The sequence below is a fragment of the Neptuniibacter marinus genome, from assembly GCF_965223595.1.
GTDB lineage: Bacteria > Pseudomonadota > Gammaproteobacteria > Pseudomonadales > Balneatricaceae > Neptuniibacter > Neptuniibacter marinus.
Genome location: NZ_OZ245004.1, coordinates 1,026,515 through 1,049,789, shown reverse-complemented (window position 1 = coordinate 1,049,789; position 23,275 = coordinate 1,026,515). Strand labels below are relative to the sequence as shown.

Here is a 23,275-nt window from a genome sequence, read left to right as displayed (position 1 = left end):
TTTATGAGTCAAAAAGTGTAACCTTATTGCGCCCATTTTGTTTGGATTTATATAAAGCTTTATCTGCTTGCTCTAACCAAGCAGTAGCGCTCTGAACTTCTAGATTCAATTCAGACACACCTAAGCTAATAGAGCAATTAATCAGATGCTCACCATATTGCACAGTGAGTGACTCAACATTTTCACGTAACCTTTCGGCAAAGATCATTGCATTGATACCGTCAGTACCCGTGAGGATCGCCCCAAATTCTTCGCCTCCATAACGTCCGGCAATATCAGTCTTACGTGCCTGCCCCTGTAAGGCCTGAGATATTACGCGAATAACCTCATCACCCGCCTGATGACCATAGGTATCATTCACCTTCTTAAAGTGATCAATATCAAACATAACAAGTGAGCTAACCGATTCTGTTCGACTATAACGCGCATACTCTTGGTTTAAACACTCTTCCCAGTACCCACGGTTATACAAACCCGTCAAACGGTCTTCTCGACTCAATTTTTTAAGCTTTTTGTTAGCGTCTTCTAATGCAATTTGCCCTGTTGCGGTATCTGTGACGTCATAGATCAAAATACCTATATGATCAACATCTCCCGTTGGAGAGGTTAGCGGAATTAAGGTGATATTTTGATACATAAATTTAGAATAACCTGTAATAGGGCGGTTATTCTTAAAATGAAAAAGATAAGGACGCTGCTCCCACGAAATATAAGCGGGGTTTCTTAACAAAAAAACTGACTCGAGTTTCTGATTTAACCAATTCTCTGGAAGTTCTGGAAATTTTTTGAAAAGGTTTTCACCCACAACATTTTGAGCGGGGATACCTGAATGATTTGCCATAAAGCCATTCCACAATTTAATGCAGGCGTGACGATCAATAACAACTAAACCTACCTCCAAATTCTGGATTAAACCTAAAGTCCAGTGCAGATCATTAATCTCATTTAAGGCGTTCCCATTCATGAGAAGTAACTCGCTATAGTTCGTAGTTTAACGAGTGAGTCCTGTGTAAACACTAACATAAGCTCACACCGAGTGTCGTGCTCATCCATCTGATAATCGATTGTGATCATCAAGCTTTCATCCCAATTCTCTGCTTGTTCATCGAACCCAAGAAAATCACGTAGGATATAAGGAGTTGCTTTACTAAATTCAATATCGAGCTGTTTTGCAAAACTGGTTAGGAAAGCACCGATCAAGGCATTTGATAATGACATAAGAAGCTCAGACGTCCGGAACGCCCCTGAATCATGGAGATCCATAAGTGTAGCGACTTTATCAAAATTACTTTTTTCAATTAATAAAAACGCCTCTCCTGCAACTCCGCCACCGATAAAGCCTTGGCTAATCAGCTCATACTCATTATCTTGAGCAGAGATGAGCCTATTCTGTAGGTTTTGCGGGTCAACCATAGTTACAACGGGAATTGGAAGATGGACGAATGTATTCAGTAGCCTAGCAAGCATCTCTCCGGCTTGCCCCATCGCTATATTGGCGATCTCTTTATAATATTCAGGTAGTCCGATCTCAGACGGCTCTTCAGAGGAGGCCTCTGCCGTCTGCTCTAACTCAGCCAGAAGCCCAAAACGCTTTAAAACGTCAGCAATCTTATCTGGGGTTGTTGGTTTACTGATGAATTCAAGAGCACCTAATGCAAGCACACGATCTCGGGCTTCCGATTGAACATCGCCAGAAATAACGATAACTATGGTAGGTAAGTCATCTTTACGAATGCGCTCTAAAACCTGATAACCATCCATAATCGGCATAGTTAAATCAAGAAATAGAATATCGCCTTTCCCTGCCCGAACGGCTTCCAGCCCAGCCAAACCATGTTCAGCAAAAGTCACCTCAACATTCCACCGACTCAGGACAGAAGCCATTTGCTTACGTGCTAAGCTTGAATCATCACAAATTACAACCGGAACAGGCTCGCTCACATTACACCTTAGATACAACTTTAAAAAAAGCTTTAGTAAGTAAGCCTAAAGGATTGACTAAAAGAACACAATTAACTCTACGTATAATTACTAAGCGCTCAATAAGCACAACATAGATAACTTATTACCCAGTCACGCGCACTCGCTCACGGCGTGGGCTTGAACCGGTTTCCAATTCAGCTTTACGTGCTTGTATACGTGCATCAATAATATTTTTTAGCGCTATAATCAGCCCCATACCAACAAAAGCACCGGGCGGTAAAATAGCAAAAAGAAAACCAGGATAGTCTTCAACTAAAATTATTTTCCAATTTTCAGCTAAAGGGCCAAAAAGAAGATGCATGTCACTAAAAATCATTCCTAAGCCTAATGCTTCCCTCATTGCACCGAGTAAAACTAATACCGCGGTAAATCCCAACCCCATCATTAAACCATCAAGCAGTGATGCTTTGACTGGATTTTTACAAGCAAAAGCATCCGCACGCCCCATGATTGCGCAGTTAGTCACTATCAAGGGAATAAAAATCCCTAAGATAAGATAGAGTTCATAAGTAAAAGCTTTCATTAGCAATTCTATCGCCGTTACAAACGAAGCAATTATCATCACAAAAATAGGTAAGCGAACAGAATCCGGGACAAATTTACGGAAAGCAGAAACCGTCAGGTTAGATCCCATCAGAACCAAGGTACTTGCTACACCTAGACCTATAGCATTAACAACAGAGCCGGTTACAGCTAAAAGCGGACATAGACCAAGTAACTGAACCAGTGCAGGGTTATTACCCCATAATCCATCATGCGTGATTTTTCTATAATCCGTAGTCATTAGCGAGCGACCTCTGTAGTTTTGTCTTCAGTTAGATCTAATAACTCTGTGCGGTGTTCAGCAAAGTAATCAAGTGCGCGCGATACCGCACCAACAATTGCTCTCGGTGTGATCGTTGCCCCCGTAAACTGATCAAACTCGCCACCATCTTTCTTAACGGCCCAACGCACATCATCGCTGCCTTGTTTAGAAAATCCGTTAAAACTATATACCCAATCAGATTTTTTAGTATCAACTTTATCACCCAATCCGGGTGTTTCTTTATGGGTTAATACACGAACTCCCGCCACAGAGCCATCTGCATTAATGCCTGCGATCAACGTAATGATTCCACTATAACCATCAGGGGCAACTAAAGGTAAAATAACCGAGGTAACGACACCATTTTTACGCGCTCGATAAACAGTTACAGGGGCTGAATGGCCCTGCAAAGTAGGCGAGACTATTTCAACCGTATCTTCAAGTAAATCATTATCTATAGATGAGCGAGGCACAATCTCATATAGTGCTTTCGCCTTCTGCTCTCTCTCATTTTGAGCAATAAGGTCAACGGTTGTTACTTGTGTCGTTGCTATAACAGCAGCACAAACGACAGCGAATAAACTAATCGCGATAGTGCTAGTACGGAGAGCACTTAACATCTGCATTAGGCACCTCCTTTCATGCCGCGTTTAGCTTTTGCATGCCCATAAGAACGAGGCTGTGTATATTGATCAATAAATGGCGCTGAAAGGTTCATCAACAATACGGCAAAGGCAACTGCATCCGGATAGCCTCCCCAATCACGAATAACAAAAATCAAAAGACCTATGCCTATACCATAGACAACCTTACCTTTGTTACTTGTAGCGGATGTCACAGGATCCGTGGCAATAAAGAAAGCCCCCAGCATTGTTGCGCCTGCGGTAAGATGGAAAAATGGATCAGCGAATTGATAGGGGTCGATAGCATAAAATACTGCCGCTATAAGCCCTAAGGTCGCAAGAATAGCTAAAGGCGTATGAATCGTTAATACTTTACGATATATCAGAAATATCCCACCCATAAAGTAAGCCGCACTAACCGCATGCCAAGCGCCCATACCTTGCGCTAACACAGGCGCATTCGCCCATACCTCTTCTGTAGTTTGTCCACCTCGATGACGCATAGCATCCAAAGGCGTTGCGCCTGAATAACTATCGATCATGGCGGGTTCAATACCTGAGAAGATAAGTTTAAACGTGTCAACAAACCCCATCACATGCCAACTTTGACCATCCTCAACCATCAAAAATGGCATAGTCCAGCTTGTCATAGAGACAGGAAAGGAAATAAGTAATAGCGCATAAGCAACCATAGCTGGGTTAAAAGGGTTTTGCCCTAACCCACCATACAAATGCTTAGCAATCACAATAGCAACAAACACCCCGACCATCGTCACCCACCACGGTAGGAAAGGCGGCAAAGCAAGTCCTAGCAATAAGGCAGTGACTACAGCACTGTAATCTTTAAGATAGAAACCCAATGGCCGCTTACGCATTTTAACCACAATAGCTTCAAATACGACCGCTAACAAACAAGCCCAAATGACGTTAATTAAGGTACCCCAGCCAAAAAAGAAGGTCATTGCGGCCAAGCCTGGCAAAGTAGCAAGCACAACTAAACGCATCACATCTGTAGCGTTAACAGCTTTATGAAGATGAGGTGAGCTGGTACGTATCAGCGCCATTGGTTAAATCTTCCTCAATCAGTAAAACGACTTAGTGTCTGGTTCAATTGTTCAGATTTCTGTTGTGCAACGATTAACTGCTGCTCTATATCTGTCAGATCATCCGTTTGTTCTTCTCGCGCCTTCTCTGCTGCTCTTTCAGCTTTAGTCACCGCTGCTCGCGCCATAGCGGCATCGACTTTCAACTGTTTGAGATCAACCCCTTCTGCCGCGGCTTTATCGAGCTGGATCTTCTCATATTCATCCAACTTAACTTTCGCCTCTTCATGCGCAAGAGTAAGACGCTCTACTTCAGCTTTAAGTTCAGACTGATTATCATCTTCCGCTTCATCTAAAGCAGCTTGTGCTTTCTTCAGCTTAGTTCTCATAATAGAGACTTGCTGTTTTAACGCTTTAGGGTCAATAGGTTCAGGCTCTGCAGGTACACCACCAGCCTGAACAAACGCCTGTGTCAACTCATCTAACTTTGACTGAAGTTTTTCAACACCTGCCTGCATTTTTTCTGCTGCAGGACTATTTGACGTTTGTGCATTAACTAATGCACTTTTAGCCTTCTCAACTTTAGTTGACAGTGTTTCCATCTCTGTCTTCAGCTCGTCTAACTGGGAAGTATTACTCCCAATAGAAGGAGCTAGAGCTTGTTCATAACAGGCTTGAGCTTCTTCATACTTAGCTTGTAGTTTTTCAACTCCAGCTTTCATTTTGTCTGCCGCTGGACTAGAAGATGCTATTGCTTGATCTAAGGCTGTTTGAGCTTTAGCTACTTTGGCCTGTAATGCCTCTGCATCAACTTTCAACGCTGCAATCTGTTCTGCAGAAAGTGGCTTGATGGTAACTGAGCTATTTTGAGACGTCTCTTTCTCATACTCCGCTTTACAAGCTTCATATTTAGACTGAAGTTTTTCGACACCTAACTTCATTTTTTCAACAGCGGGGCTACTTCCAGCAATGGCAACATCAAGAGCTTTACGTGCTTTTTCAACTTTACCTAATGCGGCTTCCATTTCAGCTTTAAGCTCATCGAGTTTAGCACTGTCCTGAGCCGGCGACTGACCACCTGATTCAGCTGCATCATAAGCCGCTTGAGCCGTTTCAGTTTTAGCTTTCTGCTCGACTAGTTTAGCTTTAAGATCAGCTAAATCACCTTCACCACTTTCCTCAGCTTTCGCGAGCGCTTTTTCCGCTTGCTTTAACTTTGTCCGTGCGACCGCTGCATTGGTCTTAAGCTGTTTAATATCTACTACTGGTTCTGAAACGGCTGGGGCATTCAACGCTTGATCATAAGCTTCTTGAGCGGCTTGCGCTTTTGCTTCTAGCTCAGTCACTGTAACTTTGAGCTTATCTTGACCTTCAAGCCCTTTTTCTTCGGCATTTTGTAAAGCTTTTTGCGCTTTCTTCAATTTAGTTCGAGAAACAGCTGCAGCCGTTTTTAATGTTTTAAGGTCAGGCTCGGCTGAAACCGCCTGTTCAGATTCTGAATGCAGCTCAGCTTTATCTTTTTTCACTGCTTGGGCTTTAGCCGCATCTTCTGCTCGCTGTTTTCTGCGCAGTTCTTTTTCTATCTTCTCTTGCTCTAGACGGGCTTGCCTTGCCTCAAAGCGCTGTCTTGCATGATCCGCTTTCCGCTGCTCAGACTCCTCTTCACGAATCTCTGCTTTTGCAAAACGATAATATTGCACCAAAGGTAGATTACTGGGGCAAACATAAGAGCAAGCACCGCATTCAATACAATCAAACAGATTGTGATGCTTCGCTTTTTCAAACTCTTTCCCTTTAGCAAACCAATAGAGCTGCTGCGGCAATAACTCAGCGGGGCAAACCTGTTCGCACATACCACATCGGATACATGGGTTAGCTGGCGGTGCTGGCGGCATCTCAGCATAAGTGGCAGCGATAATACAGTTAGTTGTTTTAATCATGGGTATAGACTGATCATCTACAGTGAACCCCATCATTGGCCCACCAATAACCATCCGATACAGCGCTTGCTCATTCACGCCTGCAGCGTCAAGCAGTGTTTTTAAAGGCGTGCCAATTAACGCTCTCATATTGTGTGGATGGGCTAAGGCTTCTCCTGTTAGCGTCACAATACGAGAGATCAACGGCATACCTTCATATACCGCTTCATAGATCGCTGCTGCAGTACCAACATTTTGACAAACAATACCTACATCAGCAGGAATGCGGCCACTAGGTACTTCAATACCCGTCAGCAGTTTAATCAGTTGTTTTTCACCACCTGATGGATAGATAGTAGGAACAACTATAATATCCAGATTCAAAGAGGTATTTTTAGCCGCTAACTCTAATGCGCGAATAGCTTGAGGTTTATTATCTTCAATACCAATCATCACATGATGAGGGTTTAGAAGATGAGCAATAATCTCAATACCTTTAATTACATTGTCGGCATGCTCTCGCAGCAACATATCATCAGCGGTGATATAAGGTTCACACTCCATGGCATTAAGCACAAGTGTATTAACAATATGATCATCACCCAGATGCAGTTTCACATCAGTCGGAAAGCCTGCACCGCCCATACCGCTTATGCCATGATGCCGAATAAAGTCAATCAGCGCCTGCTTAGATATAGCCGTATAATCATCTAAACCCTGGTGATCGCACCACTGATCTTTCCCATCCGCTTCAATCACAATACAGGGAGCCTGCATTCCTGAAATATGCGGAACAGACCGCTTTTCAATGGCGATAACCTTACCTGAACTTGGCGCATGGACATTAACACTGATACGCCCGACCGCTTCAGCAATCACTTGCCCTTTTAGAACAGGATCACCGACAGCAACAACAACTTCAGATGGCGCACCTATATGCTGTGACAGTGGAACAACAAGTTCAGCAGGGATTGGCGCAGTTTGAATTGCCAAGCCTGTGCTACGCTGCTTATTTTCAGGCGGGTGCACACCACCATGAAAAGAGAACTGAGTGCTCATTGAACCGCCCCCTCTTCTGCTACTTCGCCACGAAGGTCGGTTACAATAAGCTGCACACCCGGCTTAGGCATATCCCACTTCCAAGTATTCAGAGTCGTTTCAACTGGCAACATATCTATACAATCTACCGGACAAGGCTCAACACAGAGATCACACCCCGTACATTCCGAGACAATCACGGTATGCATCTGTTTTGCCGCACCTAAAATAGCGTCTACTGGGCAGGCCTGAATACACTTAGTACAACCTATACATTCATCTTCACGAATATAAGCAACCGTTTTGATCGGTTCTTCTTCGACACCACCATCAAGAGGAATCGCTTCGACATCAAGTAGATCTGCCAGCGCTTCCACTGTACTTTGCCCTCCGGGAGGACATTTATTGATAGCATCTCCGTTAGCAATTGCCTCTGCGTAAGGTCGGCAGCCTGGATAACCGCACTGGCCGCATTGCGTCTGCGGCAGGATTGAATCAATTTGATCGACAATAGGATTCCCTTCAACACGAAAACGCACCGAAGCAAAACCAAGCAATAATCCGAAAGCTAAAGCCAGCCCCAACAGAGCAAGAACGGCAATTAAGATGTAATCCATTATGTGCTCCCTAAATCTGAACCAGACCAGTGAAGCCCATAAAGGCTAAAGACATTAGACCCGCGGTCACCATACCAATAGCAGCACCTTGGAAGGGTGCTGGCACATCAGCTACAGCGATACGTTCACGCATCGCTGAAAATAGGATTAATGCTAAAGAAAAACCAACCGCTGCTCCAAAGCCATAAACAATGGAATCAATAAAGCCATTCACTTTCTTGATATTCAGTAAAGCGACCCCCAAAACGGCACAGTTAGTCGTGATCAATGGTAGAAAGATTCCCAATACTTTATAGAGTAAGGGGCTCGTTTTACGCACAACCATCTCAGTGAACTGCACAACAACCGCTATCACTAAAATAAAAGTAATTGTTTGCAGAAACGCTAAGTCTAAGGGCTGGAGCAAATAAGTGAATGCCAAATAGCTACATACCGATGACAGCGTCAGTACGAAGGTCGTTGCCAGAGACATGCCCATAGCAGTCTCCAACTTATTAGAAACCCCCATAAAAGGACACAGCCCTAAAAACTGAACCAGTACGAAGTTATTCACCAGTACCGTGCTGATAACAACCAGAAGATAATCTGTCATAAACCTATAACTAACTAAATAGCATTTACGAAATGCGATCGAAAGCTCACGCTCGAAAGCGACCACTTAAAATAAAACCAGAATACTCTAAAGTTTACCGCTTCTGATAAAGTTTAGGTATAGGGCAATCCTGACTGAGCGCAAAGAACAGGAGGTCAAATGACCTCCCTTTATGCACTATTTAGATCAATGTTTGCTGCTTCAGTTTCTCTATCGCGGCTTCCAACTGAGTAGATGCTGTATCACCCGCTAACTGATCTAATTGAAGGTTAAGTGCCCCCTCTAGGCTTGCATCAGTTTCAAGTATTGAAATCAAACCTGCTTTATTTAATAACCCATCTAATGCCGATAGATTACCATTCAAGCTCGATAATTGAGCTTGATTAAAGGCAACAACAGCACGTCCTTGCTCAAACAATACCGCTTCCAAACTAAATAGTATCGTTTGACGCTGTTCGTCAGTACCACCAGATACAGTAATAGTAGCCGCCTGCTGGCCTAAACGAATCACGCGGTCAGCAGCTGATACTTTTGACTCACTAACAAGGTTACTGTCTAGATCTATCACTTGCTGCGAACCATCATTAATGATCATTCCCGCAGCAACCGTTGCATTGGTTAAACGATCAACAATAATAAATGATCCGGTGCCGTGATGAGAGCGATAATCATCGGCAACTACTGGACGCTCAAGCGTAATTTCACACCGACCAATTTCATTTAACTCAAGGGTACTAACAGTACTTTCTTCCAACGTATTAACATCAATGCGGTTATGAACATTGCTAATACCACCCGCAACACGGGTTGTATTCAATTTAACTTCATATTGACGGCCTGCTTGCATCGCCTCTTCAGACATCCAAACAACCATGGCATCAAACCGATTGGTACTTCCTGGCACTGCGTCGGCATGAACTAATATATCACCACGTGATATATCAATTTCATCTTCCAATGTCAGTGTTACTGCCATTGGCGGGAAAGCTTCTTCAATTTCACCTTCAAAGGTAACAATCGACTTCACTTTGCTCGATTTACCTGATGGTAAAACGGTCACTTCATCCCCTGGACGCACTATACCAGAGGTCAACGTACCACAATAACCACGAAAATCTAAGTTAGGGCGGTTGACAAACTGTACAGGGAAACGAAGTTCATCGAAGTTTTTATCGTTTGCAATCTCAACATTCTCTAAGGTTTCCATTAGAGGATTGCCATCAAACCAACTCATTGGCTCTGATGCAGTCACAACGTTATCACCTTTAAGTGCAGAAATTGGCACAAATTGAATATCTGGTAGATCAAGCTGCTCGGAAAATGCCAAATATTCGGCTTTAATCTCTTCAAAGCGCTCTTCGCTGTAATCCACTAGATCCATTTTGTTGATAGCAACAATGGTATGTTTAAGCCCTAACAAAGAAACAATAAAACTATGACGTCTTGTCTGGACTTGCACACCGTAACGAGCGTCAATCAAAATAATCGCCAGATCACAAGTAGAGGCACCGGTTGCCATATTACGAGTATACTGCTCATGCCCCGGTGTATCCGCTATGATAAATTTACGTTTTGAGGTAGAAAAATAACGATAAGCTACATCAATAGTGATCCCTTGCTCACGCTCCGCTTGAAGGCCATCAACCAAGAGCGCTAAATCCAACTCTTCACCTGCATTACCCACTCGCTCATTATCTTTTTGGATCGCTGCAAGTTGATCTTCGTAGATCATTTTTGAATCATGCAGCAAACGTCCAATCAATGTAGATTTACCGTCATCTACACTACCGCAGGTCAAAAAGCGTAGCAGTTCTTTATTTTCATGCTGATGCAGATACTCTTGAATATCAGTGGCAATCAGATCACTGTGGTAACTCATTTTTTTCTCCTCGGAGAAGCCCTATGCCTATACAGACATAACGCCTAAATAATCATTTCAGTATTAACACCCTAGCGCGGGTAAAAACACACAGCGCCAGTCGTCACAAAGTTATCAAGATAAAGCCTAGAAGTAGCCTTCCATCTTTTTCTTCTCCATCGAACCTGAACTATCGTGATCAATTGCACGACCTTGGCGCTCAGAGGTAGTCGTTAGTAGCATCTCTTGAATAATATCAGGCAAAGTGACAGCTTCTGATTCCACGGCACCGGTTAGAGGGTAACAACCCAATGTACGGAAACGCACGCTCTTCATCTCTGGTACCTCTCCCTCTTTTAAAGGTAAGCGATCATCATCCACCATAATCATCATGCCATCACGTTCAACAACAGGACGTTTTGCTGAGTAATAAAGAGGAACAATCGAGATATCTTCTAAATAGATGTACTGCCAAATATCTAGTTCAGTCCAGTTCGACAGAGGGAATACGCGAATACTTTCACCTTTATCAACACGGGTATTAAATACATTCCAAAGTTCTGGACGCTGAACTTTAGGGTCCCAACGGTGGTTTTGGTCACGAAAGGAGAATACACGTTCTTTCGCTCTCGACTTTTCTTCGTCACGACGGGCACCACCAAAAGCAGCATCAAATTTATACTTATCTAAAGCCTGCTTAAGGCCTTGAGTCTTCATGATATCAGTGTGTTTAGAAGAGCCATGTACAAATGGATTAATACCCATATCAACCCCTTCCTGGTTGATATGAACAATCAAATCCATACCCGCTTCCGCAGCCATTTTGTCGCGAAACTCAATCATCTCTCTGAATTTCCATGTGGTATCCACATGCATAAGCGGAAAAGGAGGTTTACCTGGCGCAAACGCTTTACGCGCCAAATGCAGCATCACAGCAGAATCCTTACCAACCGAATAAAGCATGACTGGGTTATCGAATTCTGCGGCTACTTCACGGATGATATGGATGCTCTCAGCTTCCAATTGTTTCAGGTGCGTTAAGCGATGTTCAGGTAAGGCACTCATCAGTAAATACTCTTTCTATTAAACGGTATGGGCTAGAACCTGAATGCACAGGTACAGCTATCCAATGTTGCGGCGCATTATGGCAGCTCCCCACATAAAACACAAAAGAATATATAATTACATTTTAATAACCAAAAAGAATATAAAATACACTAACCAAACCTATTTATGCTACCAATCTACACATCACACCATTTATTCCTTTTTAATATAACAAGATTTCTAATTAGTATTTTGAGTTATAACAAAACAACTATATTATGCCGCCAGTTATTTGTGGATAGGTATACTCATGGAACTTGCATACAGCTTTGCTGGATTAGTTGTTGGCTTTATTGTGGGACTCACCGGTATTGGTGGGGGCGCACTAATGACGCCTATACTTATCGTAGTATTTGGCATTCCACCAATTATAGCTGTCAGCACTGATTTACTTTACGCAGCCGTAACTAAATTTGGTGGCGCAATAACTTATGCCCGCAAGAAACTAATTGCATGGAAAGTTGTCTTATTTTTACTTGCGGGAAGTATTCCAGGAAGTCTATTCACATTAAATTACTTAGAAGGGCTAGGCGGACTAGAAAAGATAGAACATCTAATGAACCTGACATTAGGAATCTCTCTTGTCTTAACCTCTATTGCCGTTTTTTTAAGAAATAAGATTCGCAATCAAGCCATAAAGTGGCAACATAGCGCCGCGGCCAAACATGCCAAAAAATGGCGCCCTTTTTTCACAATAATAATGGGGCTTATTTTAGGCTGCTTAGTAACGCTATCGTCTGTAGGCGCTGGCGCATTAGGCACCGCATTATTAATCGTTTTATACCCACGAATGAGCATGCAAAACATTGTGGGTACAGATCTCGTTCACGCAGTTGTACTAACAGCAATCGCGGGCGCAGGTCACTACCAGATGGGCAGTGTAGATCTAAGCCTACTGGTTTACCTATTACTAGGTTCTTTACCGGGAGTATTTTTAGGCAGCCATATTGGCACTCGCCTATCTCCAACGGTTATACAACCTATTATGGGATCAGTTTTGTTCGCCATCGGCCTGCGTTTCGTAATTGCAGGTTAAATAAACCCTAAAAGTGAGGTGTTTAGCTCATAAATCAGCTAAACAAGGGAAATAGTTAGTTATGTATCAGTATAACGAAGTTGACCAACAATTGGTTAATGAACGCGTTGAGCAATATAGAGATCAGACCCGCCGTTATTTGGCCGGAGAGCTATCAGAAGATGACTTCTTAGCACTTCGCCTAATGAATGGGCTGTACGTGCAACGCCACGCACCTATGTTGCGTGTTGCAGGCCCATACGGCATGTATAACTCAACCCAACTACGTAAACTGGCACATATTGCCCGCACTTACGATAAAGGTTATGCGCATTTCACAACACGGACCAATATTCAGTTCAATTGGCCTAAATTAGAGGAAGTGCCTGATATTCTAGCCGAATTAGCTAGCGTACAGATGCACGCTATCCAAACATCCGGTAACTGTATCCGTAACACAACAACAGACCAATTTGCTGGCGTAATTGCAGATGAGATTGAAGACCCTCGCCCTTACTGTGAGATTATTCGTCAGTGGTCTTCTCTACATCCAGAGTTTGCTTATCTACCACGTAAATTCAAAATTGCGGTATCAGCAAGCCCTACTGACCGAGCAGCGACACAAGTACACGACATCGGCTTACACATCGTCAAAAACGAAGCTGGTGAAGTAGGATTTGAAGTCCTTGTTGGTGGTGGTTTAGGCCGTACACCGGTCATCGGTAAACAGATTCGTCCGTTCCTTGCGAAAGAAGATTTGCTGTCATACTTAGAAGCGATCGTGCGTGTGTACAACCTAAACGGTCGCCGTGATAACAAATATAAAGCCCGTATCAAAATATTAGTTCAGAGCATGGGGATTGATCAGTTCCGTGAGCTAGTTGACGCCGAATGGGAACAGATACGTGATACAGATTTAAAACTACCTAGTACAGAGATTGATCGGGTAAAAACGTTCTTTACTCCGTTTGAGTATGATCAAACAGCTAAGGACGATACGACACTTGAGCAAAAGCTTGTTGAGGATGATGCGTTTCGGACTTGGTATGAACGTAATACGGTTAACCATAAAGTAACGGGCTACCGCATTACTTATATATCGCTAAAACCTTATCTAAAACCAGCCGGCGATGTCACTGACCAACAGTTAGACCTTATTGCTGATTTAGCAGATAAATATAGCTTTGGTGAAATTCGTGCGACACACAACCAAAACTTAGTTTTGGCTGATGTTAAAAACAGTGAGTTATATGCAGTTTGGCAAATACTGACAGACGCCAACCTTGCACGACCTAATATTGGCACATTAACCGATATGACCGTTTGCCCAGGGGGTGACTTCTGCGCCTTAGCTAACGCTAAAACACTCGGTATTGCAGACCAGATCAACCGTAAATTTGAAGATATGGATTATGTCCACGATCTAGGTGATCTGAAGCTTAACATGTCCGGTTGTATCAATGCCTGTTCTCATCACCACGTTGGCCACATCGGCATTCTAGGTGTAGATAAAAAAGGTGAAGATTGGTATCAAATCACCTTAGGTGGTGACGATGGCTCCAATGCTGCCTTAGGTAAAGTAATGGGTAAATCTGTTGCCTCAGACGAAGTCGCAGATACTCTCCAAAAAGTAATTGAAGTTTACGTTGAAAATCGTTTTGAGAATGAACGCTTTATCGACACATTCCAACGTATTGGAATGGCACCATTTAAGGAGTACGTATATGCCCCTGCTAATTAATCGTGAAGTAGTTGCAGATAACTGGTCTTTACTAAATGAAGAAAGTTTCGCACCAGAAGCAACACTAAGCTCAGGCGATATTATCGTACCTTATGCTTTGTATTTAGAACATAAAGCGCGACTCGCCGAGCATAATGGACAAATCGCACTTCAAGTAAATGGCGATGACGACCTAACCGAGCGTCAGGAAAACCTTGATCAATTTCCTATGATTGCTATCGACTTTCCTATTTTCCGCGATGGCCGAGGTTTTAGCATTGCTCGCATACTCGTTCGCGCGGGCTATAAAGGTGAAATTCGTGCGACCGGTGATATTGGCAGAGATCGACTTGCTTATATGGAACGCTGCGGTTTTACCGCTATACAAGTTGCTGATGATCAATTTAAACCTGAGATGCTAGATGCATTTGGTGAGATCAGTAATTTTTACCAGAGCGCTACCGATAATATTCGTGCGGTATATCACCAATAAGCATTGGCCGAATAATAGTGACGGTGAGGGTCCCTATCATGAGTGAACAAATTAGTTCCGAATTACAAAGCAAAGTCATTGCAGCAGCGGCCTTACTCAACAAAGGCTTCAGCGACTATGATGGTTCAATTGTCTTTGCTAACAGTCTTGGCGCCGAAGATGTTGTTATCGCTGATTTAATCAGTAAAAACTGCCCTAACATCAGAAACTTCGTGTTAGATACAGGCCGCCTACCTGAAGAAACGCTTAAACTTTTGACGGATGTTCAAGACCACTACCCCAACCTAAAAGTTGATGTGTATTACCCAGAATCTGCGGATGTGGAAGGCTTTGTTGCTGAAAACGGAGTCAATGCTTTTTATGAATCACAAACTCTGCGTAAAGGCTGCTGCTTTGTTCGTAAAATCAAGCCGCTAAAACGCGCTTTAGCAGACAAAAAAGCATGGATTACAGGTTTACGCCGCGAGCAATCTGTAACCCGTGACGAGATTCAATTTGAAGAGTGGGATGAAGGCAATAATATGCACAAACTCAACCCTCTAGCTGATTGGTCAGAAAAAGAAGTTTGGGCCTATATAAAAGCCAACAACGTTCCTTACAACGAACTACACGATAAACATTATCCGAGTATTGGTTGCGCACCTTGCACCCGTGCCATATCTATGGGTGAAGATGTTCGTTCGGGTCGCTGGTGGTGGGAAAACCCTGAAAATCGCGAATGTGGTTTACATCCGGCCACGCCCTTAAATTTTAAGAATTAAACCGGCTCTAGGTCAAACGGAGTTTGACTTGGACAGGAGACCACAATTCTGCACCTATCTTACAACTCACAAAGTTGCAGCGCCTTTAAATTTAAAGACGTTGCTCTACCATTAGATAGGTTGCAGATTTATGTCTTACAGTTCGCTAATAACAGCTTAAATCTAATAAACCCATCTGCTCCTATGAATACAGCAGTAAAAATAACAAATATCTTATTAGATTATATAAAGACCCCATGCAGCATCTTCCCTATACTATATATTTTCGTATTCTCCCTTTAATCTCTCAGTTTGATAACCCCTAATTTGGCATCTACTGTTAAACTATAGAGACTGAGAATCTGCTTTAATGCTGGAGTAACATTTGTGGATTATTTACCTCTTTTTTTCAAACTCACTGATCAAAATGTACTACTCGTCGGCGGTGGCAATGTAGCTTTACGCAAAGCCCGCCTGCTTTGTCGATCAGGTGCGAGTGTAACGGTCATAGCCCACCATGTATGCGATGAGCTCCAACAACTATTGGATGAGTCCTCAGGGCTATCCATTATAGGCGAATACCACGCAGATCTACTTAAAGATAAAATTCTTGTAATCGCCGCAACCGATGATCAAACACTAAATGAGCGCGTACATTTTGATGCGATTGATCGCAACCTACCCGTCAATGTCGTAGACAGCCCAAAACTATGTACATTTGTATTCCCAGCGATCGTTGACCGTTCTCCAGTAGTGATAGGTATATCATCTGGGGGTAGCGCTCCTGTACTTGCAAGACTGTTAAGAGCGCGCTTAGAAACATGGATTCCTAAGTCCTACGGCAAACTAGCAAGCATTGCCAATCATTTCCGGGATCGTGTAAAAGCAAAGTTCAGTACTGTTAATCATCGCCGCGTCTTTTGGGAAAATGTTCTACAAGGACAAATCGCTGAAAAGGTATTTGCTGGTCGCGATGCTGAAGCTATAGAGCTCATAGAAAATAAAATCGCACATGATGACCCTGACCATCAAGTCGGCGAAGTTTATCTTGTAGGTGGAGGTCCAGGTGATCCTGAGCTGCTCACCTTTAAAGCTTTACGTTTAATGCAGCAAGCCGATGTAGTGCTTTACGATGCTCTTGTCTCTGAGGCCGTATTAGATCTCTGCCGACGCGATGCTGATCTTATCTTTGTTGGTAAAAAACGTGATAACCATGCCCTGCCTCAGGAAGGTATCAACGATCTATTGGTAAACCATGCACAACAAGGGAAACGAGTTGTACGCTTAAAGGGAGGAGACCCCTTTATCTTTGGCCGCGGCGGTGAAGAGCTAGAAACCCTTAAAGCCAATAACATCCCTTTCCAAGTTGTACCCGGTATAACCGCAGCAAGCGCGTGCTCCACCTTCGCAGGCATTCCGTTAACCCATAGAAATTATGCGCAATCGGTCAAGTTTGTTACGGGTCAGCTCAAAAACCGCACTACCGATCTAAACTTCCACGAACTGGTTCATCCTAATCAAACTGTTGTCTTCTATATGGGTCTTCATACCTTACCGATTCTAAGCAAAAAACTTATCGAACATGGCAAGCCTGGAGATACACCAGCAGCAATTGTTTCCCGTGGGACATTGGCAGATCAGAAGGTTTTAACAGGCACGTTAGACACATTACCTGAGCTACAAGAGAAAGCCCAATTACCCGCTCCCGCATTAATTATTGTAGGAGAAGTTGTTTCCCTTCATGAGAACCTTAGCTGGTTTGGAGAAGAGGTACTGGCGCAAAATCTCACGCCTGTAAAGGCAGAGGAGTAATAAGCACTAACGCGTAGTGATCAGCCTTAAAGGATGCACTACGCTGCTTAATAGGGGCTATCTATTTAATAAATTGCCATAGCCACCAGATAGAAGCCCATAGAACCCCTTAGCCACCCTATTTAGGGCAAAATAGAAATCGGACTAGGGGTGATTATTTACTCTGTGAATCCATCTGCTTTTGTTTAACTTGATCAAGTAGCTCAACCGTTACCTTAGTTAAACCATTATTACGTGCTGCTTTTTCAACCTTGTGGCGAATTAGTTTTCGTACAAAAAAAGGCGCTGCATCAACTCGCTCCTTGGCTGCCGGTTCCCACTCTAGTTTTTCTGCCATTCTTTACACCACTCTATAGAACTATATTACGAAGCCCTGCATTATACGCCGACATAAAGATAAACCAAGCGGAAGAATAACCCTAAGAAACAATAAAGAGTTATCCATTTTTTCTGTTGATAACTCTGTGCATTGCTTGGGGGGATAACGCTTAAAAGCCCTATTAACAGGGGCTATAGGAATATGTTCACAATCTAACACATCCCCGCTAGAGCAGTGAATAAGAGCAAATTCACTCCGATATTGATGGCTATTTTTTAAACAAGGAAGGTCTTACCGCTTTGACAGATAAGGTGCTTTCATACTTCTCTTGTGGCGGGTATTTGTCTTTATTGCGCTGCGGCTTCGAACGCTTTTTCTTAGGAGGCCTTAAACTTTCAGAGGACTCGATAAAAGCTCCATTCTCTATATAAGGAACTGGACGTAGTTTTATTTTCTGCTTAATCAACCCTTCTATTCGTTTCAAAAATTCGCGCTCAGCTGGGGACACTAAGGAGATAGCTTCACCCTTCTCCCCCGCTCGTCCTGTACGGCCAATACGATGTACATAAGCCTCAGGAACATTAGGTAGATCATAGTTCACTACATGAGGCAGAGATTCGATATCAAGACCACGGGCAGCCACATCTGTAGCTACTAAAATTTGCAGCTCCCCTGAGATAAATTCACCCAACATGCGGATTCTTTCCCGCTGAGTTTTATCCCCATGTATAGCCGCTGCATCGATTCCCTCTTTTTTCAGGTAATCAGTTACTTCATCGACCCGCTTTTTAGTACGAACAAATACTAAAGCCTGTCCCCATTTCCCCTCTTTAATTAAGTAACTCAACACATCGGCTTTATCACTATTATCAACCGCATATGCAAACTGCTTGATCTGACTTGCCGTCGAGTTACGGGGATTTACTTTGACTTTTTTGGGGTTATTTAGATAAAAATCAGCCAGCACTTCGATGCTTTCGTCCGCGGTGGCAGAAAACAACAAGGTTTGGCGGGGCTCTGCCGCATACTCCATGATTTTCTGAATCGGTTCGATAAAGCCTAGATCCAACATACGATCCGCTTCATCTAAAACTAGGAACTCTAAATGAGCTAAGCTAATCACCTTTTGCTGAATAAGATCCAATAAACGACCTGGAGTTGCGACCAGTATATCCGCCCCACGTTTTAATTTTCGAATCTGATTATCAACCCGCACACCACCATAGATAGAGATCACTCGCATGCCTAAAGCCTGCCCGTATTCCAGTGTGCTATCACCAACCTGAATAGCGAGCTCTCGTGTAGGCGCAAGCACTAAAGCTCTAACATGCCTGTATTCAGGTGACGGAGCCGTCTTGCTAAGCATCTCAATAATAGGTAAGGCAAAACTAGCTGTCTTCCCCGTACCCGTTTGTGCCTCAGCAAGAAGGTCTTCACCTCGTAAAACCAGTGGGATCGCCTTTGCTTGAATCGGCGTTGGCTTTTTATAACCAAGCATCTGCAAGGTTGATTGCAGTTCAGGACACAAAGCTAAATCGGAAAAAAAGGCTACATCGCTCATTCAGGTAGAAACCATCCAGAAAATCATTTGAATCTTATTTTACCTTATCTCTTCTCAACAACGCAGCGTTTTAACTACGATGCATTAAATCTCAACCTTTATCTATTAGTCACTCTCATTACAAAAAGCCTGTATAGACACTGCTTATGATGACCTCACTGATAACATAAAAGATTTAAAACTAGAAAGAGATACTGGTATTCAACCGATTCAAGCAGAAGGGAACAATATTATTTTCGAGGCATGTCACATATCTAACTAAAGATTGAACCAACAGCGCAAAAACAAAAAACCAGACATCAGATGTCTGGTTTTTTATTATGCGAAAAAGAAACAGATTATTGCGCAGCCTGACGCTTCTCTCTCCAGCGCTGCAACAACCCTTTGCGCGGTTCTTCTTCAGCAGTAATCGCCGGTTCACTCATAATCATCGCCTTCGCATTAGCATCTAAGCCACTCATAAAAGCTTCAACCTTAGATGTATAGTCATTATTACCACCTAATGCCTCATTCATCTCTTTATGGGAAAGCTTCTTGCTCACAACCGTTGCTTTAACGCCTATCGAACTAGCTTTAGCTGCAAAAGCGTTAGCTTGGGTGCACGCACCTTTACGGCTTGAAGAACAAGTAATTAAGAAAGGTGGCGCATCTGATTTCAACTGATGTAAAGGCGATGCCTTAACCCAAAAATCTGAACTTGCACCAAAGGCATCGTCATAAAAGCCATAATGTCTTGCACCCATGATAGTAGGTACATCTAACACAGCACTATCCAACAAAATGGTGCCTAACCAAGACTGACCACCCATTGCTTTGTGCGCACTGATAGAAGATGACACTAAACCAAGAAGGTGAGCACCGGCAGAATGACCCATTAAGATGAACTTTTCTGGATTTCCACCCCAACTTTTAGCTTTATTTTGAGCATAGATTAACGCGTTACGTACATCTTCCGCCTGCTGCACAGGATCAGTAGCTCTAGGTAATAAACGATAGTTCACCGAAATAAAAATAAATCCAGCAGGAAGCCAACGCTCTAACTTATTCTGAATTACGCTTTTTGATTCTTTATCGCCCATTTTCCATGCACCACCATGCACCATAAAAACAACAGGGGCATTACTTAAACCATCACGTGTATATACATCAAATTTATTCGCTCGATCAGGACCGTAGGATATATTTTTAAATGTTTTTATATCACTTGCCCCATAATCTGTAGATGTTTGCCCAGTCACACAAGCACTCAAGCTGAGAAAACTGAATAATAAGATCAATCGCTGGATTACTATATTCTTGAAAAGCATCTAATAACTCCTAATCTTTTAACCTGTGTACCAAAATGAATTTTCATCCCTACATAGGCCAATATAAAGCGCATACCAATAATAATTAATGTTAAAGAAGAACCCAAAACCATAGCCAATCCACACTAGTTAGACATGAATTTGGCTTAAAAGTTCTCTATTTATGGAGTCTACAACTACAAAAAACCATAATAACGCCACCAGTATCAGATTAATCAACTGAATAAAGAGTGAATCAATGAATTACAGTGTTAGTGAAAATAGATACAACCGCTCAACCGCTTCTGTAGTTTCAGTTGGCTCTGTAGATAACTGTTGTAAAACATCTAATACGCCAGAAAATACAGCAGGGGTTTCAACGCGTGGCTGCGCCCAATTATAAACAGGATCACCTGTAGGATGAATTAAAAAAGCGGTATGGCTAAAAGTAAGACCATAATCATCACTTTCAACCACTTGTAACTGCTCACCTACATTGAAAACTAGAAATATACGGCCATCAATATGTTTAGCAACTTGGCTATATACCGCATTATGAGGGTTATCTAAAATATAATCTGCGCTCCACGTTGAGCTGCCTTGGTCATAACGGTAATACACTAAGCGCTTCTCAACCGGCCAAACTAGATGGATATTTCCTTGATCGTCAACCGCGGCACTATAGTGGCTTCCGTAAGGGTCATGAAAACCAGCATCAGTTGCTTCCAAGACTACCGGATCACTCCAAGCGTCATTTTCAGCTAACTGAGTAAAGTTCAACGTGCTACGCGCAGCACCACTAACATCTGAAACATCGGTATAAATTAAAGCGATACCTTCCCCAATATTCAAAAGACGTCCAGCTTTGCCGGGGCGTTTGTTTTCAGTGCCAAAGGTACCGTTTGATGTCCATCTAAACAAAGGGTTATTACTTGAATAACTAACCAACTGCACAACTTTATTTAAAGTAGCCCGAGTAAATACAACATGTAGTTTCTGATCTGAAGTGATAGCAATCGTAGGCGCACTGGGCGTTTGGGTTAAGCTCCTAAAGATTCTTTTTTTCTTCAAATTCCACCATGTGGACGTCAAAGCGTCGTAGCTCAAACGGGAATACCAGATCTCTTTATTACAACTGTAAACAATATGAAGTCGATTATTCTCCAACACCATATCAGCAGTGGACTCATTATTACTGCAATTTAAATCAACGGCCTCTTCCCAATCAGTTTGACCAGCCTGCTTAGTCATTAAAGCAAGAGCACCTTTAGATTCACTCTCTCGATCACCAAGATTAAGCATTAAATGCTGAGTTCCATCATCAGTAATAAAAAACCGTTCTTGATGGCGATAAGAGATCATTCGCTCTGCAGTACCCGTAAGATTTGTAAATCCTTGGGTAATAATCTCAGCATTAGAGGCTGTTGGATAAACCAACAAACCCATAAAAAAGACAAAAAATAGGCGGTATTGAATACAGGGGAACTTCATCCTTAAATTCCTATGCGGCAGTTATAATCGATTGAAAAATCCGAAGATTAAAAGCGAACAGAGCTCGTATTGAGCATTTATTGTACAGGGTACTCTTTTACTTAAGAAACTCAATTAATTACGCAAATTTATGCATGAAAAATACTCACTAATCACCTCTTAAATCAAAATCGCGGAGCTTTCTCAGCTCAGATTTATATACCGCTTCCATATTGATCTTGTAAAAGCGTTATATCGTATCTAAATGCGGGCACCATTATAAATAATAGGCTAAAGCATTTATAGCTATTTCCTCTAAACTGTTTTCTTCATTAAATATGAAGTTAGGGGCTTAGCTGTAATTCAGATTAATAGCCGAACTGCGCACAACTCATCTTCAAAAAAGCCATAAATTTGGAAGTTATATATAAATTATTATATGACTTTTTTACCCACACATACTGTGGATAACTTAGTGCATAGTTTTGGGGTAGATTGCTCAAACGCACAAATTACCTTGTTTCTAGCCAATCGTTTAATTTTTAATCCAAGAAAAATTAAACCTTTAATTTCAACAAGTTAAACAAATCAATAAAAATTTATCTATTTTTTGAAAGTAAGACCTGCACACTTGACAGTTTATTTTTTAGCCTGTGCAAAAGAAACGAGAAAAACGGTGAAACCCGAGAGCAACACCGTTTTAAATTCACTTAACAGTGATTATCAGTTTGGAGTAGAACGGTAATGCTCAGGAACCTTCACCTTCTTACCTTTTACAGTTCGAGTGTGACCCGGTACATGCACCTTCTTTTTCCCTTTTTGAGTTTTAGCCATGACTAAACTCCTAAAAAAGAGAAGAACTTGTAGACACCAAGCATGACTAACGAGATAATTCATCTGCGAGTCCAGTTAACCATACTGGCCCTCCAAAGATAGTTCTTCGGGCTCCTTTGGAGGATATGCAAAGCCTTATAAGTGCCAGCTTATAAGGCTTTTTAATTTCTACTCTTCCGGCAGTTCTAGCTCTATATGTGTTTTAGGAATACAGCAGCAAGTTAGAATTTCATCATCCTGAAGATCTAATAAGCTTTCTTGCACATATTCAACTTCACCTTCGATTAAGCGCACTTTGCAACAACCACAATAACCGCCACGACAGTTGTAAGGTGCAGGTATCTCTTGAACCTCGAGCGCATCCAACAACGTAGTTTCATACTGATAATAAAAGGTATGGTGGTTATTAACTTTGATCCTTGATGGGCCAGCCATATAAT

General features: G+C 42.4%; 20 protein-coding genes. 5 read left to right on the top strand and 15 right to left on the bottom strand.

Annotated elements, in window-relative coordinates:
• Window position 1: 1 nt before the first annotated feature.
• The 10 genes from ACOQOE_RS04830 to cysD form a co-directional block, all read right to left on the bottom strand.
• A complete protein-coding gene (locus tag ACOQOE_RS04830) occupies window positions 2-964 on the bottom strand; it encodes a diguanylate cyclase (protein WP_420555021.1) in 963 nt (320 codons plus the stop codon).
• Window positions 961-1,941 carry a response regulator gene (locus tag ACOQOE_RS04825; RefSeq protein WP_420555020.1) on the bottom strand — a complete coding sequence of 327 codons (981 nt, stop codon included), beginning with the start codon at window positions 1,939-1,941 and terminating at the stop codon, window positions 961-963. Before ACOQOE_RS04825 ends, ACOQOE_RS04830 begins: the two co-directional genes overlap by 4 nt.
• A 124-nt stretch (window positions 1,942-2,065) precedes the next feature.
• On the bottom strand, window positions 2,066-2,767 hold the full coding sequence (locus ACOQOE_RS04820; RefSeq protein WP_420555019.1) for an electron transport complex subunit E: 702 nt from the start codon (window positions 2,765-2,767) through the stop codon (window positions 2,066-2,068).
• Entirely contained in the window at window positions 2,767-3,414 is a 648-nt protein-coding gene (gene rsxG, locus ACOQOE_RS04815) for an electron transport complex subunit RsxG (RefSeq protein ID WP_420555018.1), read from the bottom strand. The genes ACOQOE_RS04820 and rsxG overlap by 1 nt, the downstream gene beginning before the upstream one ends.
• A complete protein-coding gene (rsxD, locus tag ACOQOE_RS04810; RefSeq protein WP_067862265.1) occupies window positions 3,414-4,475 on the bottom strand; it encodes an electron transport complex subunit RsxD in 1,062 nt (353 codons plus the stop codon). The genes rsxG and rsxD overlap by 1 nt, the downstream gene beginning before the upstream one ends.
• Window positions 4,476-4,489: 14 nt before the next feature.
• Window positions 4,490-7,432: an electron transport complex subunit RsxC gene (rsxC, locus tag ACOQOE_RS04805; RefSeq protein WP_420555017.1), complete on the bottom strand. Its 2,943-nt coding sequence runs from the start codon at window positions 7,430-7,432 to the stop codon at window positions 4,490-4,492.
• Window positions 7,429-8,028 carry an electron transport complex subunit RsxB gene (gene rsxB, locus ACOQOE_RS04800; protein WP_067862270.1) on the bottom strand — a complete coding sequence of 200 codons (600 nt, stop codon included), beginning with the start codon at window positions 8,026-8,028 and terminating at the stop codon, window positions 7,429-7,431. The genes rsxC and rsxB overlap by 4 nt, the downstream gene beginning before the upstream one ends.
• Before the next feature lie 10 nt (window positions 8,029-8,038).
• Window positions 8,039-8,620 (bottom strand): electron transport complex subunit RsxA, encoded by a 582-nt coding sequence (gene rsxA, locus ACOQOE_RS04795; protein ID WP_067862272.1) that lies wholly within the window; start codon window positions 8,618-8,620, stop codon window positions 8,039-8,041.
• Window positions 8,621-8,801: 181 nt separating this feature from the next.
• Complete coding sequence (gene cysN, locus ACOQOE_RS04790; RefSeq protein ID WP_420555016.1) at window positions 8,802-10,499, bottom strand: sulfate adenylyltransferase subunit CysN; 1,698 nt, start codon at window positions 10,497-10,499, stop codon at window positions 8,802-8,804.
• Between the two features lie 126 nt (window positions 10,500-10,625).
• Window positions 10,626-11,543 (bottom strand): sulfate adenylyltransferase subunit CysD, encoded by a 918-nt coding sequence (gene cysD, locus ACOQOE_RS04785; protein WP_067862276.1) that lies wholly within the window; start codon window positions 11,541-11,543, stop codon window positions 10,626-10,628.
• A 292-nt stretch (window positions 11,544-11,835) separates the two neighbouring features.
• Between cysD and ACOQOE_RS04780 the strand changes: the two genes are divergently transcribed.
• From ACOQOE_RS04780 to cysG, 5 genes are all read left to right on the top strand, one after another.
• Window positions 11,836-12,621 (top strand): sulfite exporter TauE/SafE family protein, encoded by a 786-nt coding sequence (locus ACOQOE_RS04780; RefSeq protein WP_067862278.1) that lies wholly within the window; start codon window positions 11,836-11,838, stop codon window positions 12,619-12,621.
• Window positions 12,622-12,682: 61 nt separating this feature from the next.
• A complete protein-coding gene (locus tag ACOQOE_RS04775; protein ID WP_420555015.1) occupies window positions 12,683-14,341 on the top strand; it encodes a nitrite/sulfite reductase in 1,659 nt (552 codons plus the stop codon).
• Window positions 14,325-14,813 (top strand): DUF934 domain-containing protein, encoded by a 489-nt coding sequence (locus tag ACOQOE_RS04770; RefSeq protein WP_420555014.1) that lies wholly within the window; start codon window positions 14,325-14,327, stop codon window positions 14,811-14,813. The genes ACOQOE_RS04775 and ACOQOE_RS04770 overlap by 17 nt, the downstream gene beginning before the upstream one ends.
• Before the next feature lie 38 nt (window positions 14,814-14,851).
• Complete coding sequence (locus tag ACOQOE_RS04765) at window positions 14,852-15,574, top strand: phosphoadenylyl-sulfate reductase (RefSeq protein ID WP_420555013.1); 723 nt, start codon at window positions 14,852-14,854, stop codon at window positions 15,572-15,574.
• 366 nt (window positions 15,575-15,940) lie between these two features.
• Window positions 15,941-17,365, top strand: a complete 1,425-nt coding sequence (gene cysG, locus ACOQOE_RS04760) for a siroheme synthase CysG (RefSeq protein ID WP_067862286.1) — start codon at window positions 15,941-15,943, stop codon at window positions 17,363-17,365.
• A gap of 154 nt (window positions 17,366-17,519) precedes the next feature.
• On the opposite strand, the gene ACOQOE_RS04755 is transcribed toward cysG, so the two are convergent.
• The 5 genes from ACOQOE_RS04755 to yfaE all read right to left on the bottom strand — a co-directional run bounded on the left by ACOQOE_RS04755 (window position 17,520) and on the right by yfaE (window position 23,270).
• Window positions 17,520-17,702 (bottom strand): PCP reductase family protein, encoded by a 183-nt coding sequence (locus ACOQOE_RS04755; RefSeq protein WP_067862288.1) that lies wholly within the window; start codon window positions 17,700-17,702, stop codon window positions 17,520-17,522.
• Window positions 17,703-17,952: 250 nt separating this feature from the next.
• Window positions 17,953-19,245 (bottom strand): DEAD/DEAH box helicase, encoded by a 1,293-nt coding sequence (locus ACOQOE_RS04750; protein WP_067862290.1) that lies wholly within the window; start codon window positions 19,243-19,245, stop codon window positions 17,953-17,955.
• A gap of 338 nt (window positions 19,246-19,583) precedes the next feature.
• Entirely contained in the window at window positions 19,584-20,552 is a 969-nt protein-coding gene (locus ACOQOE_RS04745; RefSeq protein ID WP_420555012.1) for an alpha/beta hydrolase, read from the bottom strand.
• Between the two features lie 243 nt (window positions 20,553-20,795).
• On the bottom strand, window positions 20,796-22,022 hold the full coding sequence (locus ACOQOE_RS04740; protein WP_420555011.1) for a hypothetical protein: 1,227 nt from the start codon (window positions 22,020-22,022) through the stop codon (window positions 20,796-20,798).
• Window positions 22,023-23,003: 981 nt separating this feature from the next.
• Window positions 23,004-23,270 carry a class I ribonucleotide reductase maintenance protein YfaE gene (gene yfaE, locus ACOQOE_RS04735; protein WP_067862296.1) on the bottom strand — a complete coding sequence of 89 codons (267 nt, stop codon included), beginning with the start codon at window positions 23,268-23,270 and terminating at the stop codon, window positions 23,004-23,006.
• Window positions 23,271-23,275 lie beyond the last annotated feature (5 nt).

Excerpts from the sequence above, each read along its gene's own strand:
- ACOQOE_RS04830 (WP_420555021.1), bottom strand. The coding sequence starts at position 964 with ATGAATGGGAACGCCTTAAATGAGATTAATGATCTGCACTGGACTTTA.
- ACOQOE_RS04820 (WP_420555019.1), bottom strand. The coding sequence starts at position 2,767 with ATGACTACGGATTATAGAAAAATCACGCATGATGGATTATGGGGTAAT.
- rsxG (WP_420555018.1), bottom strand. The coding sequence starts at position 3,414 with ATGCAGATGTTAAGTGCTCTCCGTACTAGCACTATCGCGATTAGTTTA.
- rsxD (WP_067862265.1), bottom strand. The coding sequence starts at position 4,475 with ATGGCGCTGATACGTACCAGCTCACCTCATCTTCATAAAGCTGTTAAC.
- rsxC (WP_420555017.1), bottom strand. The coding sequence starts at position 7,432 with ATGAGCACTCAGTTCTCTTTTCATGGTGGTGTGCACCCGCCTGAAAAT.
- rsxB (WP_067862270.1), bottom strand. The coding sequence starts at position 8,028 with ATGGATTACATCTTAATTGCCGTTCTTGCTCTGTTGGGGCTGGCTTTA.
- rsxA (WP_067862272.1), bottom strand. The coding sequence starts at position 8,620 with ATGACAGATTATCTTCTGGTTGTTATCAGCACGGTACTGGTGAATAAC.
- cysN (WP_420555016.1), bottom strand. The coding sequence starts at position 10,499 with ATGAGTTACCACAGTGATCTGATTGCCACTGATATTCAAGAGTATCTG.
- cysD (WP_067862276.1), bottom strand. The coding sequence starts at position 11,543 with ATGAGTGCCTTACCTGAACATCGCTTAACGCACCTGAAACAATTGGAA.
- ACOQOE_RS04780 (WP_067862278.1), top strand. The coding sequence starts at position 11,836 with ATGGAACTTGCATACAGCTTTGCTGGATTAGTTGTTGGCTTTATTGTG.
- ACOQOE_RS04775 (WP_420555015.1), top strand. The coding sequence starts at position 12,683 with ATGTATCAGTATAACGAAGTTGACCAACAATTGGTTAATGAACGCGTT.
- ACOQOE_RS04770 (WP_420555014.1), top strand. The coding sequence starts at position 14,325 with ATGCCCCTGCTAATTAATCGTGAAGTAGTTGCAGATAACTGGTCTTTA.
- ACOQOE_RS04765 (WP_420555013.1), top strand. The coding sequence starts at position 14,852 with ATGAGTGAACAAATTAGTTCCGAATTACAAAGCAAAGTCATTGCAGCA.
- ACOQOE_RS04755 (WP_067862288.1), bottom strand. The coding sequence starts at position 17,702 with ATGGCAGAAAAACTAGAGTGGGAACCGGCAGCCAAGGAGCGAGTTGAT.
- ACOQOE_RS04750 (WP_067862290.1), bottom strand. The coding sequence starts at position 19,245 with ATGAGCGATGTAGCCTTTTTTTCCGATTTAGCTTTGTGTCCTGAACTG.
- ACOQOE_RS04745 (WP_420555012.1), bottom strand. The coding sequence starts at position 20,552 with ATGCTTTTCAAGAATATAGTAATCCAGCGATTGATCTTATTATTCAGT.
- ACOQOE_RS04740 (WP_420555011.1), bottom strand. The coding sequence starts at position 22,022 with ATGAAGTTCCCCTGTATTCAATACCGCCTATTTTTTGTCTTTTTTATG.
- yfaE (WP_067862296.1), bottom strand. The coding sequence starts at position 23,270 with ATGGCTGGCCCATCAAGGATCAAAGTTAATAACCACCATACCTTTTAT.